General features: G+C 67.0%; 17 protein-coding genes. 4 read left to right on the top strand and 13 right to left on the bottom strand.

Annotated features, from left to right (window positions below; translation table 11 throughout):
* Positions 1-35: 35 nt before the first annotated feature.
* The 13 genes from ACX12D_RS06045 to urtA all read right to left on the bottom strand — a co-directional run bounded on the left by ACX12D_RS06045 (position 36) and on the right by urtA (position 12,069).
* A complete protein-coding gene (locus ACX12D_RS06045; RefSeq protein WP_459373282.1) occupies positions 36-728 on the bottom strand; it encodes an urease accessory protein UreF in 693 nt (230 codons plus the stop codon).
* Positions 725-1,282 (bottom strand): endonuclease domain-containing protein, encoded by a 558-nt coding sequence (locus tag ACX12D_RS06040; protein ID WP_459373281.1) that lies wholly within the window; start codon positions 1,280-1,282, stop codon positions 725-727. Before ACX12D_RS06040 ends, ACX12D_RS06045 begins: the two co-directional genes overlap by 4 nt.
* Positions 1,283-1,380: 98 nt before the next feature.
* Positions 1,381-2,010, bottom strand: a complete 630-nt coding sequence (gene ureE, locus ACX12D_RS06035) for an urease accessory protein UreE (RefSeq protein WP_459373280.1) — start codon at positions 2,008-2,010, stop codon at positions 1,381-1,383.
* A gap of 9 nt (positions 2,011-2,019) precedes the next feature.
* Positions 2,020-3,738, bottom strand: coding sequence for an urease subunit alpha (gene ureC / locus ACX12D_RS06030; RefSeq protein ID WP_183034535.1), 1,719 nt, complete (start codon positions 3,736-3,738; stop codon positions 2,020-2,022).
* Entirely contained in the window at positions 3,738-4,043 is a 306-nt protein-coding gene (locus ACX12D_RS06025; RefSeq protein ID WP_441633515.1) for an urease subunit beta, read from the bottom strand. The genes ureC and ACX12D_RS06025 overlap by 1 nt, the downstream gene beginning before the upstream one ends.
* A 28-nt stretch (positions 4,044-4,071) precedes the next feature.
* The gene (locus tag ACX12D_RS06020) at positions 4,072-4,695 is read right to left on the bottom strand and encodes a HupE/UreJ family protein (protein WP_459373279.1); all 624 of its coding nucleotides are present in this window, start codon (positions 4,693-4,695) and stop codon (positions 4,072-4,074) included.
* 42 nt (positions 4,696-4,737) lie between these two features.
* Positions 4,738-5,040 (bottom strand): urease subunit gamma, encoded by a 303-nt coding sequence (locus ACX12D_RS06015; protein ID WP_441633511.1) that lies wholly within the window; start codon positions 5,038-5,040, stop codon positions 4,738-4,740.
* 66 nt (positions 5,041-5,106) lie between these two features.
* Positions 5,107-5,979 carry an urease accessory protein UreD gene (locus ACX12D_RS06010; protein WP_459373278.1) on the bottom strand — a complete coding sequence of 291 codons (873 nt, stop codon included), beginning with the start codon at positions 5,977-5,979 and terminating at the stop codon, positions 5,107-5,109.
* A 216-nt stretch (positions 5,980-6,195) separates the two neighbouring features.
* Positions 6,196-6,888 carry an urea ABC transporter ATP-binding subunit UrtE gene (urtE, locus tag ACX12D_RS06005; protein ID WP_006156811.1) on the bottom strand — a complete coding sequence of 231 codons (693 nt, stop codon included), beginning with the start codon at positions 6,886-6,888 and terminating at the stop codon, positions 6,196-6,198.
* 35 nt (positions 6,889-6,923) lie between these two features.
* Positions 6,924-7,772, bottom strand: coding sequence for an urea ABC transporter ATP-binding protein UrtD (gene urtD, locus ACX12D_RS06000; RefSeq protein WP_459373277.1), 849 nt, complete (start codon positions 7,770-7,772; stop codon positions 6,924-6,926).
* Positions 7,769-8,974 carry an urea ABC transporter permease subunit UrtC gene (gene urtC, locus ACX12D_RS05995; RefSeq protein ID WP_459373949.1) on the bottom strand — a complete coding sequence of 402 codons (1,206 nt, stop codon included), beginning with the start codon at positions 8,972-8,974 and terminating at the stop codon, positions 7,769-7,771. The genes urtD and urtC overlap by 4 nt, the downstream gene beginning before the upstream one ends.
* Positions 8,974-10,611 carry an urea ABC transporter permease subunit UrtB gene (gene urtB, locus ACX12D_RS05990; RefSeq protein ID WP_459373276.1) on the bottom strand — a complete coding sequence of 546 codons (1,638 nt, stop codon included), beginning with the start codon at positions 10,609-10,611 and terminating at the stop codon, positions 8,974-8,976. The genes urtC and urtB overlap by 1 nt, the downstream gene beginning before the upstream one ends.
* A gap of 192 nt (positions 10,612-10,803) precedes the next feature.
* Positions 10,804-12,069, bottom strand: coding sequence for an urea ABC transporter substrate-binding protein (gene urtA / locus ACX12D_RS05985; protein WP_459373275.1), 1,266 nt, complete (start codon positions 12,067-12,069; stop codon positions 10,804-10,806).
* A 348-nt stretch (positions 12,070-12,417) separates the two neighbouring features.
* Here urtA and ACX12D_RS05980 point away from each other — a divergent pair, with 348 nt between their 5' ends.
* The 4 genes from ACX12D_RS05980 (at position 12,418) to ACX12D_RS05965 (ending at position 16,963) form a co-directional block, all read left to right on the top strand.
* Complete coding sequence (locus ACX12D_RS05980) at positions 12,418-13,905, top strand: flavin-containing monooxygenase (protein ID WP_459373274.1); 1,488 nt, start codon at positions 12,418-12,420, stop codon at positions 13,903-13,905.
* A gap of 112 nt (positions 13,906-14,017) precedes the next feature.
* Entirely contained in the window at positions 14,018-14,770 is a 753-nt protein-coding gene (locus tag ACX12D_RS05975) for an SDR family oxidoreductase (RefSeq protein ID WP_459373273.1), read from the top strand.
* A 45-nt stretch (positions 14,771-14,815) separates the two neighbouring features.
* Entirely contained in the window at positions 14,816-15,652 is an 837-nt protein-coding gene (locus ACX12D_RS05970; RefSeq protein WP_459373272.1) for an alpha/beta fold hydrolase, read from the top strand.
* Positions 15,653-15,661: 9 nt separating this feature from the next.
* Positions 15,662-16,963, top strand: a complete 1,302-nt coding sequence (locus ACX12D_RS05965; protein ID WP_459373271.1) for an MFS transporter — start codon at positions 15,662-15,664, stop codon at positions 16,961-16,963.
* Positions 16,964-17,026: the final 63 nt, after the last annotated feature.

The raw sequence follows: 17,026 nt of genomic DNA, 5'->3' as shown, positions 1-17,026 counted from the left end.
CTTGGGGAATCGTTTGCATGCTGCCGTGGTTCGCTTCAGGAACGGAACAGCCGCGAGTACTGCGTCTCATGGCGCGCGGACAGCAGCCCGAGCATCGGGGAAAAAGTGGACAGCAGCGGCGGCTCGGCATAGGCGCGCCGCACGGCCTCGTCGACAGTCTCCTGCACCGCGGGATGCAGCCGGCGCAGGATGTGCTGCCCGGCCACCTGCCCCAGCGGCACCGCCTTGAGCGCCGCCGACACCTGGTTCTCCGCCCAGCTGAAGCAATAAGCCGCCAGGCCATCGCGCTCGTTCACATCCAGCGCCACGCAAGCTGCGGCAAAGGCAGTAGGCAGGCACACCGGCGACAACGCCGCCAGCTGCGCGCGCAGTGCGGCATCGCCCCACTCCATCTGCGCCACCAGCCGCGCCAGCGACCAGCCCATCTGCTCCGTCTCCAGCCGCAACTCGGCGCTTTCGCGCGTGGCATGGAACCAGTCGTTCCATGCGGCCAGGCGCGTTGCATCCAGCGCGCGCCACTGGCGATACAGCAGCAGCCACACGGGCGCTTCGCACTGCGCCTGCACGTCCAGCAGGTTGCTGCGCACCCACTGCTCCGCGCTGCCGGCATCGCGCACCATGCCGCACTCGATAGCGGCCTCCAGCCCTTGCGAATAGCTGAAGCCACCGATCGGCAGCGCCGGCGAGGCGAGATGCAGCAGGGAGATGAGTTGGGAGAGCTGGGTCATGGGCGCTTCCGCATAAGGCGCTGACTTGCGTCGCCCGGGGACTCGGAGGCCGCAGGCTTCGGCGAGCGCCCGCCCTCTCCCCCGACCCCTCTCCCGCGAGCGGGAGAGGGGAGCGTTGGCGAGGCGGACGATATCGATCTAGCATGCTCCGATGCGCGGCCGGTTTGCTCCCCTCTCCCGCTTGCGGGAGAGGGGCTGGGGGAGAGGGCGGGCGCATCCATGTGCCCCAGCTCCAAAACTACGTCACGCACTCTTTCCAACACGGCATCCGTTTGCGCCAGCACTTCGTTGTTCCAGAAACGCAAGAGTGTATAGCCGCTGCGCTCGAACCACGCGTCGCGCGCGACATCGGACGCATCACCATGTTGCCCGCCGTCAGCCTCGATCACCAGCTTCAATTCCATGCACACGAAGTCGGCAATAAAAGGGCCGATCTGCTTCTGGCGTTTGAACTTGAGGCCCATGAAGCGATAGGCGCGCAGGCGATACCAGAGTCGCTGCTCGGCATCGGTCTGGCTGGCACGGAGCAATTTGGCGAACTGGGGCTTCGGCACACGCTCACCCTCCTCCCCGCTCACGCAAGCGGGAGAGGGGTGTTCAGGCATCGGAGGTTGGGTGCGCGGTGGCTTGCTCATGCGTGTGGGACAAAGCCTCAGTGCTTGTGCCCGCAGTTCTCGTCATGCACATGCGGCGCATGGTCGTGGCCATGTTTGTGGCCGTGATCATGACTGTGCGCATGGCCATGATCGTGATCGTGATCATGCCCATGATGCTCATGGAACACTGCCTGCGCCGCGGCATAGTCCTCAGCAAATGTCGCATCGTGCCCATGCTTGTGCCCACCGCCGTAGGCGCCCGCTTCCGGCTCGAATGGCAGTTCCGCGCGTTCGGCCTGCACGCCGAGGCGGGCCAGCATGTCCGCGAGCACCGGGTCGAATTCCAGGCGCAGGTAGTCGCGGCCCACTTCCACCGGCGTGTGGCGATTGCCGAGGTGGTAGGCCGCGCGCATCAGTGCCTGTGGATCGCTGGCACCGACTTGCAGCACGGACTCCGGCGCGGCCTGCACTTCGACAAAGACGCCGCCTTCGGTGACCAGCAGGTCGCCGCCGCGCAGCACGGTGCCGCGCGCAAGGAACAGCGCCACTTCTTCGCCGTTGTCGAGCGTGGCGCGCAGGCGGCTTTTGCTGCGTTCGGAAAAAGGCAGCACCAGCTTGGGCGCGCGGCGCACCAGCACGGCGGCGATGCCGTGCGGGGCGGCGAGATGTTTGTCGATCTTTTGCAAAGCGGCCCTTCAGAAGAGGAAATAACGCTGCGCCATCGGCAGTACGGTAGCCGGCTCGCAGATCAGCAACTGGCCGTCGGCCACCACCTGGTAAGTCTCGGGATCCACCGTGACGTTCGGCTGCCAGTCATTGTGCACCATGTCGCGCTTGCCCACGGTGCGCGTGCCTTGTACCGCCGACAGCACCTTGTTCAGGCCGTAGCGCCCGCCCACATCGGCGGCCAGCGCCGCCTGCGAGACGAAGGTCAGCGATGACTTGTGCAGGGCGCGTCCGGCGGCGCCGAACATCGGGCGGTAGTGCACCGGCTGCGGCGTGGGGATCGATGCGTTGGGGTCGCCCATCGCTGCCGCGGCGATCATCCCGCCCTTCAAGATCAGGCTCGGCTTGACGCCGAAGAAGGCCGGCTTCCACAGCACCAGGTCGGCCCACTTGCCGACCTCGATCGAGCCCACCTCGTGCGCGATGCCGTGCGTGAGCGCGGGGTTGATCGTGTACTTGGCGATGTAGCGCTTGACGCGGAAATTGTCATGCCCGCCGCGCGCGTCGTTGGGGTCGCCGGGCAGCTTGCCGCGCTGGGCGGCCATCTTGTGCGCGGTCTGCCAGGTGCGGATGATGACCTCGCCAACCCGGCCCATGGCCTGCGAATCGCTGGAGATCATCGAGAACGCGCCGAGGTCGTGCAGGATGTCCTCGGCGGCAATGGTCTCGCGCCGGATGCGGCTTTCGGCGAAGGCGATGTCCTCGGCGATCGACGGGTCCAGGTGGTGGCAGACCATCAGCATGTCGAGGTGTTCGTCGAGCGTATTGACGGTGTACGGCCGCGTGGGGTTGGTCGACGACGGCAGCACGTTGGGCTCGCCGCACACCTTGATGATGTCGGGCGCATGGCCGCCGCCCGCGCCTTCGGTGTGATACGTATGGATGGTGCGGCCCTTGAACGCAGCCACGGTGGCTTCGACGAAGCCGGCCTCGTTGAGCGTATCGGTGTGGATCGCCACCTGCGTGTCGGTGGCATCCGCCACGCTCAGGCAGTTGTCGATGGCCGCGGGCGTGGTGCCCCAGTCTTCATGCAGCTTGAGCCCGATGGCGCCGGCCTCGACCTGCTCCATCAGCGGCCCCGGCAGGCTGGCATTGCCCTTGCCGAGCAGGCCGATATTCATCGGGTAGGCTTCCACCGCCTGCAGCATGCGCTCCATGAACCAGGGACCGGGCGTGACGGTTGTGGCAAAGGTGCCAGTGGCCGGCCCGGTGCCGCCGCCGATCATGGTGGTGACGCCGCTCATCAGCGCCTCTTCGATCTGCTGCGGGCAGATGAAGTGGATGTGGCTGTCGATGCCGCCGGCGGTGACGATCATGCCCTCGCCCGCGATCACCTCGGTGCCCGGCCCGACGACGATGGTCACGCCCGGCTGGATGTCCGGATTGCCTGCCTTGCCGATGGAGGCGATGCGCCCGTCCTTGAGACCGATGTCGGCCTTGACAATGCCCCAGTGATCGACGATCAGCGCATTGGTGATCACCGTGTCGACGCAGTCCTTGGCCATGCGCTGGCTCTGCCCCATGCCGTCGCGGATCACCTTGCCGCCGCCGAATTTCACTTCCTCGCCGTAGACGGTGAAGTCCTTCTCCACCTCGATGATGAGCCCGGTGTCGGCAAGCCGAAGGCGGTCGCCGGTGGTGGGGCCGAACATCTCGGCATAAGCCTGCCTGGAGATTTTCACGCTCATCACAGCGCTCCCATGATCTTGCCGTTGAAGCCGTAGACGATGCGCGCGCCAGCAAGCGCCACCAGCTCCACCGTGCGGCTTTGGCCCGGCTCGAAGCGCACGGCGGTGCCGGCGGCGATATTCAGGCGGAAGCCGCGCGTGGCCTCGCGGTCAAAATCCAGCGCGGGGTTGGTCTCGTAGAAATGGAAATGCGAGCCGACCTGGACCGGGCGGTCGCCCGTGTTGGCCACCGCCACGCTGACCGTGGCACGGCCGGCGTTCAGTTCGATCTCGCCCTCAGCGGGCATCAGTTCACCGGGGATCATGATGGGTTCCTTGTCGAGGTGAGTGCGCTCAGGCAACCATCAGGCCGACGCCATACAGCGCCACGCTGGCACCGGCCAGCCGTGCCAGCCAGCCCGCGTGGCGGCGCAGCGCGCCGCCCAGGCCGATGCCGGCCGCGTGCAGCACCATCGTGGCCACGCTGAAGCCGCCCACATAGGCCGCTACCGCGGGCAAGGCGCCGGCCGTGGCCGGCAACTCCGATCCGTGCGCATAGCCGTGGAAGACGGCGAAGCCACCCACGATGGCCATCCCCGCCCATGCCGGCAGCCTGGCGCGCAGTGCCACCAGCAAGCCGATCACCAGCAGCGATGCGGCAATCATCGGCTCCACCAGCGGCAGGCTCATGCCGGCAAGGCCGAGCACCGCGCCGGCCAGCATCAAGGCCACAAAGGCAAAGGGCATGCGCAAGGCTTCGCGCGGCGAGCGCGCACCCAGCGCGCTCCACACGCCCACGCCCACCATGGCGAGCAAGTGATCCATGCCAGTGAAAGGATGCAGCAAGCCGGCAAACAGGCTGGCGCCAACGGTGGTGGCGTCATGGCCCGGATGCGCGGCGGCGGCGGCGCTGGCCAATGCCAGCGAGGCGCCCACGGTGGCGAGCCTCACGGCGCGCGAGCGGTTGGAGTGGTTCATGTCTTGACCTCGTGTCTTGTTCAAACTCTTGTTCAAACTCGTTCAAACGATGGGATGGTGCACGGTGACCAGCTTGGTGCCGTCGGGGAAGGTCGCTTCCACTTGAATATCCGGGATCATCTCAGGCACGCCGTCCATCACGTCCTCGCGCGAGAGCACGGTCGTGCCCTCATGCATCAGCTCCGCCACGGAGCGGCCGTCGCGCGCGCCTTCCATGATGGCGGCGGTGATCAAGGCCACCGCCTCGGGATAGTTGAGCTTGAGCCCGCGCGCGCGGCGGCGCTCGGCCAGCAGCGCGGCGGTGAAGATCAACAGCTTGTCCTTCTCTCGCGGAGTGAGTTCCATCCTGGTATTCCCGTTGTTTCTTGTGTTGTCCGTGCGGTGCGCGATGAATAATGCCGGCGCCGGCGCCTACGTCGCCCACAGCCTCAGGGGCCTGGCCGGCACACCGTGGATCGGCTCGCGCAGCGCGCTCCACGCCGTCACCATCAAGTGCCTGACCGCTTCCATCTGCGCGCCCAGCACGCGCAGCAGCAGCATCGACTGGCCGTCTTGCTCGAGCCGCGTCACGCCGGCGCGCAGGTCCGGTCGATACGGCAGCTGCTCGGCCAGCGTCTCGGCAAGTTCCTGCGTGGCACCGTCACCTACCGCCCACAGCGTGCCCATGACATTGAGCCCGTCCAGCCCGGCTACCGCCTGGCGCAGCGCGGAAGCCGCGTCCAGCTGCGCGCTCTCGATCCACAGCGCGCGCCTGCCGCCGCCCTGCACCCGGGTCTCCATGCCCAGCGTGCCGCGGCGCCAGGTCTCGCCGCTGGCCTGCCGGCCCAGCACGATCGCATCCCAGCCGATCGCGCTGGCACTGGGCGCCACCGTCACGGTGGTGGCAAGGCGCGCGTGCGCGTCATCGAAAACGATGTTCTCCTGCGGCAGCCAGTCCACCCGCGCGCCGGCTTCCAGCGTCAGCGTGACGCGCTGCGCGGCCTCCCGGCCGAGCGACTTGTACCACTTGGTGGCGCCGGGCGACGCCAGCACCGCATGCGCGCCAGCGCCCACCGTCACGTCGATGTCCAGGCTGTCGCCGCCGGCCACGCCCGCGGGCGGATGCAGGATCACCACATGGCAGACAGGCCCCTCCGGATAGAGTGGCTTTTGCACCAGCAACGGCCCCTGGTGGCGGCGCTCGACCAGCACGCTGCGCTCGGCGCGCGCGGCAAAGCGCAGGCGCAGGCTGGCCTCCCATGCGGGTGGCACGGCGAGGGTCGAAGGAAAGTCTGGATGACGCATGAATGTTGGAATGGCGGAGGCGCCGGCAATGCATCGTGCGCTGGATGCGGGCATCATAGCGCGCGGCCGGGGGCGCTGGAAGTGGTATTCGAGGCGGCATTCGAAGCCACATTCGGGACGGCACCCGATCGGCCGCCGGCAAGCGTCCGTCCTCTCCCGCGCAGCGGGAGAGGGGGAACACGCCAGCACTACGACCATGCGGCACCGCGTGTCGCATCACACCGCGATGAGCTCCCGCACGCCCTCCTCTTCCATCTTCGCGCCCTCGCCCCTTGCCACCACTTCGCCGCGGCTCATCACCACGTAGTGATCCGCCAGGTGCCGGGCGAATTCGTAGTATTGCTCCACCAGCAGCACCGTCATGCCGAACTCATCCACCAGCAGGCGCAGCGCGCGCCCGATGTCCTGGATGATCGAGGGCTGGATGCCTTCGGTCGGCTCATCCAGGATCAGCAGTTCCGGCTCGCTCATCAGCGCGCGGCCGATCGCCAGCTGTTGCTGCTGGCCGCCGGAGAGATCGCCGCCGCGGCGCTGGCGCATGCTGCGCAACACCGGAAACAATTGGTAGATGCGGTCCGGCACGCCCGACGGGCTCTTGAGGCTAGCCGCGCCGATCAGCAGGTTCTCTTCCACCGTGAGGCGCGGAAAGATCTCGCGGCCCTGCGGCACATAGGCCAGCCCCGATGCCACGCGCTCGTACGGCGGCTTTTTTTCCAGCGCCTGCCCGGCCCAGCTGATGCTGCCGCTCTTGGTCGGCACCACGCCCATCAGGCATTTGAGCAAAGTGCTCTTGCCCACGCCGTTGCGGCCGAGCAAGGTCGTCAGTTTGCCTTGCGGCACCTCGAAGGTGACGTTGCGCAGGATGTGGCTGCCGCCGTAGAACTGGTTGAGTGCATTGACCTGCAACATAGTCTCGTTCCCTTTTTTGCGATCCGGCCCTGCGCCTAGCGGCCGAGATAGGATTCGATCACGCGCTCCTCGCGCTTGACGGCGTCGAGCGTGCCTTCGGCCAGCACGCTGCCCTCGGCCAGCACCGTCACCTTGCCCTCATCGCCGGCCAGTGCGGCGACGAACTCCATGTCGTGCTCCACCACCATCATCGAGCAGGTGCCGCGCAGGCTGTTAAGCAGCTTGGCCAGCTGCATGGTTTCTTCATCGGTCATGCCGGCCACCGGCTCGTCCAGCAGCAGCAACTGCGGCTGCTGCATCAGCAGCATGCCGATTTCCAGCCGCTGCTTCTGCCCGTGCGACAGCAAGCCCGCCGGGCGATAAGCCTCGTCCTCCAGCCCCGTGAGCGCCAGCGTTTCCTCGATGCGGCGATGCCCCTCGGCGCCCAGGCGCGCGCGCAATGAAGTGAACCAGCGCTTGTCGCCCTTCGTCGCCAGCTCCAGGTTCTCCCACACTTCGTGCTGCTCGAACACGGTAGGCTTCTGGAACTTGCGGCCAATACCGGTCTGCGCGATCTTGGGCTCGGTCATGCGCATCAGGTCGATGCTCTGGCCGAGGAACACGCGCCCGCTCACGTTGGCATTGCGCGGCCCGGTCTTGCCGGTGATCACATCCATCATGGTGGTCTTGCCAGCGCCATTGGGCCCGATCACGCAGCGCAGCTCGCCGTGGTCGATCGACAGCGTGAGCTTGTTCAGCGCGCGGAAACCGTCGAACTGCACGGTCACGTCTTCCAGGTAAAGGATGGGGCCGTGCGAGACGTCGATGACGCCCGGCTCCATGACGCGGCCCAGCCCCGTGGTGCCGCCGCTTTCCGCCTGTTGTGCTCCCAGTGCTGCGTTCATGCTTCCCCTCCGCTGCGGGTGGCGGCAGCCGGCGCATTCGCCGCGTTGCCCGGCGCGGCCTGCGGGCTTGCGCGCATGGCACGCGCGCGCTTGAGCAGGCCGATCACGCCATCCGGCATGTACAGCGTCACCAGCACGAACATCGCGCCCAGCAGGAACAGCCAGTACTCCGCGAAGTAAGCCGTGAACATGGTCTTGGCGCCGTTGACGATAAAGGCGCCGATGATCGGGCCGATCAGCGTGCCGCGTCCGCCCACGGCCACCCAGACCGCCATCTCGATGGAGTTGGCCGGGGACATCTCGCCCGGGTTGATGATGCCCACCTGCGGCACGTAGAGCGCGCCGGCGATGCCGCACAGCACGGCCGAAAAGGTCCACACGAACAGCTTGTAGCCAAGCGGGTTGTAGCCCGAGAACATCACGCGCATCTCGGCGTCGCGGACCGCGGTCACGACCCGGCCGAGCTTGGACGTCACGATGTAGCGGCAGGCGATGAAGCCGGCCAGCAGGGCAAGGAACGTCAGCACGAACAACGCCGTGCGGGTCTGCGGCGCGGCCACGGCAAAGCCGGCGATGCGCTTGAAATCCGTGAAACCGTTATTGCCGCCAAAACCCGTCTCGTTACGGAAGAACAGCAGCATGGCGGCGTACGTCATGGCTTGCGTGATGATGGACAGGTACACGCCCTTGATGCGCGAGCGGAAGGCGAAGAAGCCGAACAGCCACGCCAGCACGCCCGGCACCAGCACCACCAGCAGCATCGCGTAACCGAGATGCTCGGTGCCGTGCCAGAACCACGGCATCTCCTTCCAGTCGAGGAACACCATGAAGTCGGGCAGGTCGCTCTTGTAGACGCCTTCGCGGCCGATGCTGCGCATCAGGTACATGCCCATGGCATAGCCGCCGAGCGCGAAGAACAAGCCGTGGCCGAGGCTGAGAATGCCGCAATAGCCCCACACCAGGTCCAGCGCGATCGCGGCCAGCGCGAAGCACATGATCTTGCCGATCAGCGTCAGCGCATAGGCCGACAGATGCATGGGATGGCCTTCGGGCACCAGCAGCGCGCACACCGGCACGCCGATGCCCACCACCAGCGCGATCACCAGCAACGCCGTCCAGCTGCGCCCGGAGAACAGCGGCTGGCGCTCCGGCACGGCCAGCCGGAAACCCGCCGTGGATGGATTCGAGAGAGAAGTCTTCATCATGCCTCCGCGCTGCGCCCTTTGAGCGCGAACAGTCCCTGCGGGCGCTTCTGGATGAAGAGCACAATCAGCACCAGGACAAAGATCTTGGCCAGCACCGCGCCATAGAACGGCTCGATGAACTTGTTGATCAGGCCCAGCCCGAAAGCACCGATGATGGTACCCGCGAGCTGCCCAACGCCGCCCAGCACCACCACCATGAAGGAATCGATGATGTAGGCTTGGCCAAGGTCGGGGCCGACATTGCCGATTTGCGACAGCGCGCAGCCGCCCAGGCCGGCGATGCCCGCGCCAAAGGCAAAGGCGTAGCTATCCACCTTCCAGGTGCGCACGCCAACGCAAGCCGCCATGGTGCGGTTCTGCGTGGTGGCCCGCACGAACAGGCCAAGGCGGGTACGGTTGAGCACAGCCCAGGCCACCGCCACCACCGCCAGCGCAAACACGATGATGACCATGCGGTTGTACGGCAGCACCATGCCGGGCAGCCATTCGATGCCGCCGCTCATCCAGGATGGATTGGCCACTTCCACGTTCTGCGCGCCAAACAGCGTGCGCACCGCCTGCATCAGCAGCAGGCTCACGCCGAAGGTGGCCAGCAGCGTCTCCAGCGGGCGGCCGTAGAGATGGCGCAGCACCAGCCGCTCCAGCACGAAGCCGACCACGGCGGAGGCGAGGAACGATGCGGGCAGCGCGAACAGCAGGTACCAGTCGAACGCGCTGGCAAAGTGCGCGCGGAACACACCCTGCACCATGTACGTGGCGTACGCGCCGATCATCAGGAATTCGCCGTGCGCCATGTTGATGACGCCGATCAGGCCGTAAGTGATGGCCAGCCCCAGTGCGGCGAGCAGCAGCACGCTGCCCAGGCTCAAGCCGGCAAAGAGGTTGCCGATCAGCTCGGCGCGGCGCTGGTCGCCGCGCAAGGCATCGAGCGCCTGCTGCGCGGCGCCGCGCAGTTCGGCGTCGGGCTCGCGAAATTTGCCGGCGGCGTCCTTTTCCAGCAGCGGCTGCAACTTCTGGCGGCTCTGCGGATTGCTGTCGCGCCCGAGGATGCGGATGGCTTCGAGGCGATCGTCGCGGTTGCCCTCGGCCAGCACGATATTGGCCCAGATCACATCGAGCTTGGCGCGCAGGCCGGCATCGGCCTCGGCCTTGCGCGCGGCCTCCACCACCGGGCGCGATGCGCTGCCCGGCTGGTCCAGCAGCGTATTGACGGCCTGCGTGCGCACCGCCGCATCGGGCGATTGCAGCAGCGTGCTGCTGGCGGCACTGTCCACCATCGCCCGCAGGCTGTTGTTCAGGGTGAGCGCTTCGAGGGCGTCGGGCTTGACCGTGACCGGCGTGCCGCTGATCGCGTCCACCAGCTTGTCACCGTCCTGGCGCACCATGCCGACGCCGGGCGCATATTGCAGCGTATCGTCCTGCAAGGCCTTGAGGATGGGGCCGGCCTGCGCCACCGGCGCCTTGGTCAGTGCGGCGATTGCGGCGGTCTTGGCGTCGAAGTCGTCTTCGGCCAGCGGCTTCAGGTCGGCCTGCGTGAGCGGCGCGGCCCACAGCGGGCACGCGGCCAGCAGGAGCAGCGCGGCCAGCATGGCGCGCAAACGTGAAGCGAGAGAGAACGATAAGGGTCGGTGCATAAGGTTTGCGAGTCGCGCGCGGCGAAGCACGCGCGTCACCTTGATCGGCGTGACGATTTGCCGCCACCGCACCGAAGCGGCGGACAGCATGCGAAGAGGCAAAGGCACTGCCTGGCGCCCTCCCCGCCCTCCCCAGCCACGCGGCCAAGCAGGAGAGCAAAAGAGCAGGAGAGCGCCAGGCGGGAGCCCTGCTTACATCACCTTGTCCGGCTTGCCTTCGTTACCCGCGATGAACGGGCTCCACGGCTGCGCACGCACGGCCTTGGGCGTCTTCCACACCACCGTGAACTGGCCATCGCCCTTGATCTCGCCGATCATCACCGGCTTGTACAGGTGGTGGTTCTCGCCCATGGTCAGGGTGAAGCCGTCCGGCGCCTTGAAGGTCTGGCCATACATCGCGGCACGCACCTTGTCGGGATCGGTCGTGCCGGCCTTCTTGACCGCTTGCGCCCACATATGGATGCCCACGTAGGTGGCTTCCATCGGGTCGTTGGTCACGCGCTTGTCGCCGCCCGGCAGGTTGTTCGCCTTGACCCACGCCGCCCATTGCTTCTTGAAGGCTTCGTTTTCCGGGTTCTTGACCGACATGAAGTAGTTCCATGCGGCCAGGTGGCCCACCAGCGGCTTGGTGTCGATGCCGCGCAGTTCTTCCTCGCCCACCGAGAACGCCACCACCGGCACGTCCTTGGCCTTCAGGCCGGCGTTGCCCAGCTCCTTGTAGAAGGGCACGTTGGAGTCGCCGTTGATGGTGGAGATCACGGCGGTCTTGCCGCCTTGCGAGAACTTCTTGATGTTGGCGACGATGGTCTGGTAGTCGCTGTGGCCGAACGGCGTGTAGACCTCTTCGATGTCCTTGTCCGCCACGCCCTTGCTCTTCAGGAAGGCACGCAGGATCTTGTTGGTGGTGCGCGGGTAGACGTAGTCGGTGCCAAGCAGGAAGAAGCGCTTGGCGCCGCCGCCTTCCTTGCTCATCAGGTATTCCACCGCGGGAATGGCCTGCTGGTTGGGCGCCGCGCCGGTGTAGAAGACGTTCTTGGACATCTCCTCGCCTTCGTACTGCACCGGATAGAACAGCAGCGAATTCAGCTCTTCATAAACAGGCAGCACCGACTTGCGCGAGACCGAGGTCCAGCAGCCGAACGTGACGGCAACCTTGTCCTTGGTGATCAGCTGGCGCGCCTTCTCGGCGAACAGCGGCCAGTTGGAAGCGGGATCGACCACGACCGGCTCGAGCTTGCGGCCAAGCACGCCGCCACTCTTGTTGATCTCGTCGATGGTCATCAGCGCCACGTCCTTGAGCGAAGTCTCGGAAATGGCCATGGTGCCGGACAGCGAATGCAGGATACCGATCTTGATCGGTTCCTTGGACTGCGCCAATGCCAGCGGGCTCACGCCTGCCGTTGCAAACAAGGCCGCGGCGGCTACCGCCGACAGCTTCAGCATGTCACGTCTTTTCATTGCAGCTCCCAGATTGTCGTGTTGGATAAAGGAACAACGCACCCCGGGTACTTCTTCTGCAACTAGCATGCCATGGCATACAAGCTTGTATACAAGGCTGTGTACACGGCCTGGCGCGCCTCCAGAGGCCGCCAGGCCACCCATCGCACCACGGTAGTGCGCAAGCGTCACGCACCAAGCCTGTGCGCCGCCGCCGGCTGATTCAGATTGGGGCACATGGGGGCACGCATGCTGCACCGTGACTTGCCCGAATCCGCAATCGGCTCTATGGTGGCCTCTCGATTGCGCGCCACGGCGTTGCCGCACGCGCCGCGACTACCCATAAAAAAGCACGACGGAGACAGCCCATTGAAAGCGTCAACGACGCCCGGCGCGGACCAGATCGTCATCATCGGCGCCGGCGTGGCCGGCATGTGCATGGGCATCAAGCTCAAGCAAGCCGGCATCCATGACTTTGTCGTGCTGGAGAAGGCCGGCACGGTGGGCGGCACCTGGCGGGACAACACCTACCCGGGCTGCGGCTGCGACATTCCCTCCCATCTTTATAGTTTTTCGTTCGCGCCCAAGCCGGACTGGTCCAGCGCATACTCGCCCCAGCCGGAGATCCATCGCTACCTGCAGCACTGCGCCGAGCGCTTCGGGCTGCTCGGGCATATCCGTTTCGGCACGGAGGTCACCGAGGCGCGCTACGACGCCGCCGCCTGCCTGTGGCGGGTGAGCACCAGCAACGGCGACACCATCGCCGCGCGCATCCTCGTCAGCGGCACCGGACAGCTCAACCGCCCGCTGGCGCCAGACATTGCAGGGCTGGACCGCTTTGCCGGCACGGCCTTCCATTCCGCGCGCTGGCGGCATGACGCCGATCTGCGCGGCAAGCAGGTCGCGGTGATCGGCAATGGCGCCAGCGCGCTGCAGTTCATCCCGCGCATCGCGCCGGAAGCGGGCAAGCTGACGGTATTCCAGCGCAGCGCCAACTGGGTGCTGCCGCGCAATGGCGAGGCCTATACGTCCGGACAACAGGCGCGCTTCGAACGCCACCCGTGGACGGCCCGGCTGCATCGCTGGCACCTCTACCTGCAGCGTGAACTGCGCTTCGGGCGCATGCAGCGGGACAGCGGCCGCAACCGGGAACTGGAAACGCTGGCGCGCCGCTACCTCGCGCACATGATCCCCGACCCGGTGCTGCGCGCCAAGCTCACGCCCGACTACCCGATCGGCTGCAAGCGCATCCTGATCTCCGACGATTTCTACCAGGCGCTCAAGCGGCCGAACGTCCATGTCGAGACCGCCCGCATCGAGCGCGTCGAAGCCGACGCCGTGGTCACGGCCGGCGGCGCCAGGCATCGGGCCGACGCCATCGTCTTCGCCACCGGCTTCGACGCCCGCTCCTTCCTCGCGCCGATCCGCATCACCGGCCGCCACGGACGCACCCTGGCCGATCAGTGGCGCGAGGATCCGGAGGCGTATCTCGGCATGACGGCGCCGGGATTTCCCAACCTGTTCGTGCTGTACGGCCCCAATACCAACCTGGGCCATAACTCCATCATTTTCATGCTCGAGTGCCAGGCGCGCTATGTCCTGCAGTGCATCCAGGCCTGCCGCGCGGCGCGCTTCGCCTCGATGGAGGTGCGCCCGGAGGTGGTGACGCGCTTCAACCAGGCGTTGCAGGCGGCCATCGGCCAGACCGCCTGGGCAGGCTCGTGCAGCAGTTGGTACAAGTCGGCCAGCGGCAGGGTCATCAACAACTGGTCGAGCCATGCCACGGCCTATTGGTGGAAGACGCGCAAGCCGGACTGGGGGCACTTCGTGCTGCGCCATGCCGGCGAGCGGCCCTAGCATTGCCCGGCCGCCGGCGCCTGCCACATCAACGACATCGACTACATCAACGACATCCACGACATCCACGACATCGATTGCATTGACACCCACCGTTCGAGGAAGACTTCACATGCAGCGGCTGCAAGACAAAGTGGTCATGGTCACCGGCGCCGCGTCCGGCCTGGGCGCGGCCTTCGCGCGCGCGGCGGCGCAAGCCGGCGCGCGCGTGGTGCTCGCCGACATCGACGATGCCGCCGGGCAAATCCTGGCGCAAGACGTGCAGGCGCATTACCAAAGGCTGGATGTCACCAGCGAGGCGGACTGGGAAGCCGCCATGGGCGCGGTGCGCGAACGGCACGGCAAACTGGACGTGCTGGTGAACAACGCCGGCATCGCGCTGCGCGGCTCGGTGGCGGATTGCACGCTGGCCGACTGGCAGCGCACGCTCGACGTCAACCTGACCGGCGTCTTCCTGGGCTGCCGCGCCGCGCTGCCGCTGATGGGCGCGGGCGGCTCCATCGTCAATGTTTCCTCGGTCTACGGCCAGGTGGGCGGCGCGCAGGTTGCCGCCTACTGCGCGGCCAAGGGCGGCGTCACGCTGCTCACGCGCTCCGCCGCCCTGCACGGCGCCACGCTCAAGCCGCCGGTGCGGGTCAACTCCATCCACCCGGGCTTCGTCGACACGCCGATGGTCCAGGGCGCGCTGGACCAGCGCGATGCCGGTGGCGGCACCGCACGCGCGCGCATCGAAGCCTTCACGCCCCTTGGCCGCCTGGCCACGCCAGAGGAAATCGTCGGCGTGTTCCTGCTGCTGGCCAGCGACGAGGGCCGCTACATCACAGGCTCGCAGTTCACGGTCGACGGCGGCATCACCGCCCAGTAAGCCTGCCTGCACCCAGCCCGCCAAGAGAACCCAAGGGAGTTCGACATGCAACGCCTGGAAATCGCGTCGGAGCCTATCCGAACCAGCCTGATCGAGGCCGGCACCGGACGGCCGACTCTTCTCGTACACGGCACCAGTTCCAGCGCGGAAACCAACTGGGCCGCCCTGCTGCCCGGGCTCGCGCTGCGCAGGCGCTGCCTGGCGCTGGACCTTGCGGGCTCTGGCGAAACCCGTGACGACGGCGCGCCGCTGACGCTCGATGCGCTGGTCGGACAGGTGCGCGACTGCATGGCGCTGGCGGGCGACTTGCCCGTGGACCTGGTCGGTTATTCGCTAGGCGGCGTGGTGGCCGCCGCCGCGGCCGCGCTGATGCCTGAGCGCGTGCGGCGCCTGGTCTTGTTCGGCGCCTGGGCGCGGACCGATAGCCGCATGCGCCTGCTGTTTACGCTGTGGCAGTCGCTGGCGCGCTCGGACCGCCATCAACTGGCGCGCATGGTCCTGCTCAATGGCGTATCGGAGGGTTTCATCGCGCGCATGGACGACGCCACCGTCGAGGGCATGCTGCGGCGCTTCGGCGCGGGCCTGGCACCCGGCAGCGACCGCCAGGCCGGGCTCGACGCCATCATCGACATCACGCCGCTGTTGCCCCGCATCCGCGCCGCCACGCTCGTGATCGGCATGCGCCACGACCAGATGGTGCCGCCGGCGCATTGCCGCGCGCTCGCCGCGGCAATCAGCGGCGCCAGCTACGCGGAGATCGACAGCGGGCACCTGGTGATGCTTGAGCAGCCCGAGCGCCTGCTCGCACTGATCGAGCAGCACCTGGATTCAGCGACCACCGCGACAAACGAGCGCCAAGCCAACACGTTGAACCGATCCTAAGGCCGACCGATGAAACCACTTGCGTCCTACCAGCCACGCAGCGCCTGGGCCATGGCCTCGATGCTGACCTGGCTTTCGCTCATCAACTTCCTCGACAAGATCGTGCTGGGCATGGTCGCCGTGCCGCTGATGGCAGACCTGAAGCTGCCGCCGGCCGAGTTCGGCCTGATCGCCAGCAGCTTCTTCTGGCTGTTCTCGCTATCCACCGTGCTGGTCGGCTTTCTGTCCAATCGCGTGGCCGCGCGCTGGCTGCTGCTGGCGATGGGCTTGTCGTGGGCCGTGCTGCAGGTCCCACTGGCGCTGGCGGGATCGGCCATGACCATCCTGGTGTGCCGCATGCTGCTTGGCGCGGCCGAAGGGCCGGCCTTCCCGATCTCCGTGCACGCGCTATTCAAATGGTTTCCGGACCACAAGCGCAACCTGCCGGTGGCGATGATCAACCAGGGGGCCACCGTAGGCCTGCTGCTGGCTGGACTGCTGATCCCGCTGGTGACGATCCGATGGGGCTGGCGCGCCAATTTCATGATCCTGGCCGGCATCGGCATGGCGTGGAGCGCAATGTGGCTCTGCGTGGGACGCGAGGGACCGCTCACGCAGGCAAGCGCACCACGCGCCGGCACCGCGGCCACGCCCGTGCGCCTGCCCTATCGGCGCATCTTCCGCGACCCGACCGTGCTGGCCTGCCTGGCCATCGGCTTTTGCGCATACTGGGCGCTGGCGCTGGGGCTGACCTGGCTGCCCGCCTACCTGGAAAAAGGCCTGGGCTTCGACCCGGTCACCACCGGGCGCTGGTATGCGGCCATCGTGGCCTCGGCCATGCCCGTTACGCTGATCCTCAGCTGGTTGTCGCAGCGCATGCTGCGCGCGGGCGCATCGTCGCGGCTCGCGCGTGGCGTGCTCATCTCGGTGGCCGCGCTGGCAGGCGGCGGCGTGTACCTGGCGATCGCATCGATCACGCTGGCGCCGGTGCCCAAGAGCTTGCTGATTGCCGTGGCGGCATGCCTGCCGCCCGTGGCGTTCGCCCTGACCCCGGCCATGCTCGCGCAGATCGTGCCAGAGGGCCAGCGCGGCAGCGTGTTGTCGATCCACACGGCGCTGATCACGCTGGCCGGCATCCTGGCGCCGGCGGTGGTGGGGCAACTGGTGCAGCGCCATGGCATGAACGGCGGCTTTGAAGCAGGCTTCACGATCAACGCCCTGCTGCTGCTGGCAAGTGGCGTGATTGGCTTGTGCTGGATCAATCCCGAGCGTTCCGCAAAGGCGCTGGCGGCCTCGCCGCAAGACATAGCGGCCGCACGTTTGCCGGCCTGAACCGCGCCTGGCGGAACAACCTCAACCAGACCGCGCCGGCCGTGGCGGCCGTCGCGGCCTGTC

The organism is Cupriavidus sp. PET2-C1 (assembly GCF_054515855.1).
The sequence above is the reverse complement of the archived record's forward strand: the minus strand, read 5'-3'. Positions and strand labels throughout refer to the sequence as shown.

What these genes read in the sequence shown, in the direction of transcription:
- ACX12D_RS06045 (WP_459373282.1), bottom strand. Translation starts at nt 728, where the DNA reads ATGACCCAGCTCTCCCAACTCATCTCCCTGCTGCATCTCGCCTCGCCG.
- ureC (WP_183034535.1), bottom strand. Translation starts at nt 3,738, where the DNA reads ATGAGCGTGAAAATCTCCAGGCAGGCTTATGCCGAGATGTTCGGCCCC.
- ACX12D_RS06025 (WP_441633515.1), bottom strand. Translation starts at nt 4,043, where the DNA reads ATGATCCCCGGTGAACTGATGCCCGCTGAGGGCGAGATCGAACTGAAC.
- ACX12D_RS06020 (WP_459373279.1), bottom strand. Translation starts at nt 4,695, where the DNA reads ATGAACCACTCCAACCGCTCGCGCGCCGTGAGGCTCGCCACCGTGGGC.
- ACX12D_RS06015 (WP_441633511.1), bottom strand. Translation starts at nt 5,040, where the DNA reads ATGGAACTCACTCCGCGAGAGAAGGACAAGCTGTTGATCTTCACCGCC.
- ACX12D_RS06010 (WP_459373278.1), bottom strand. Translation starts at nt 5,979, where the DNA reads ATGCGTCATCCAGACTTTCCTTCGACCCTCGCCGTGCCACCCGCATGG.
- urtE (WP_006156811.1), bottom strand. Translation starts at nt 6,888, where the DNA reads ATGTTGCAGGTCAATGCACTCAACCAGTTCTACGGCGGCAGCCACATC.
- urtD (WP_459373277.1), bottom strand. Translation starts at nt 7,772, where the DNA reads ATGAACGCAGCACTGGGAGCACAACAGGCGGAAAGCGGCGGCACCACG.
- urtC (WP_459373949.1), bottom strand. Translation starts at nt 8,974, where the DNA reads ATGAAGACTTCTCTCTCGAATCCATCCACGGCGGGTTTCCGGCTGGCC.
- urtB (WP_459373276.1), bottom strand. Translation starts at nt 10,611, where the DNA reads ATGCACCGACCCTTATCGTTCTCTCTCGCTTCACGTTTGCGCGCCATG.
- urtA (WP_459373275.1), bottom strand. Translation starts at nt 12,069, where the DNA reads ATGAAAAGACGTGACATGCTGAAGCTGTCGGCGGTAGCCGCCGCGGCC.
- ACX12D_RS05975 (WP_459373273.1), top strand. Translation starts at nt 14,018, where the DNA reads ATGCAGCGGCTGCAAGACAAAGTGGTCATGGTCACCGGCGCCGCGTCC.
- ACX12D_RS05970 (WP_459373272.1), top strand. Translation starts at nt 14,816, where the DNA reads ATGCAACGCCTGGAAATCGCGTCGGAGCCTATCCGAACCAGCCTGATC.
- ACX12D_RS05965 (WP_459373271.1), top strand. Translation starts at nt 15,662, where the DNA reads ATGAAACCACTTGCGTCCTACCAGCCACGCAGCGCCTGGGCCATGGCC.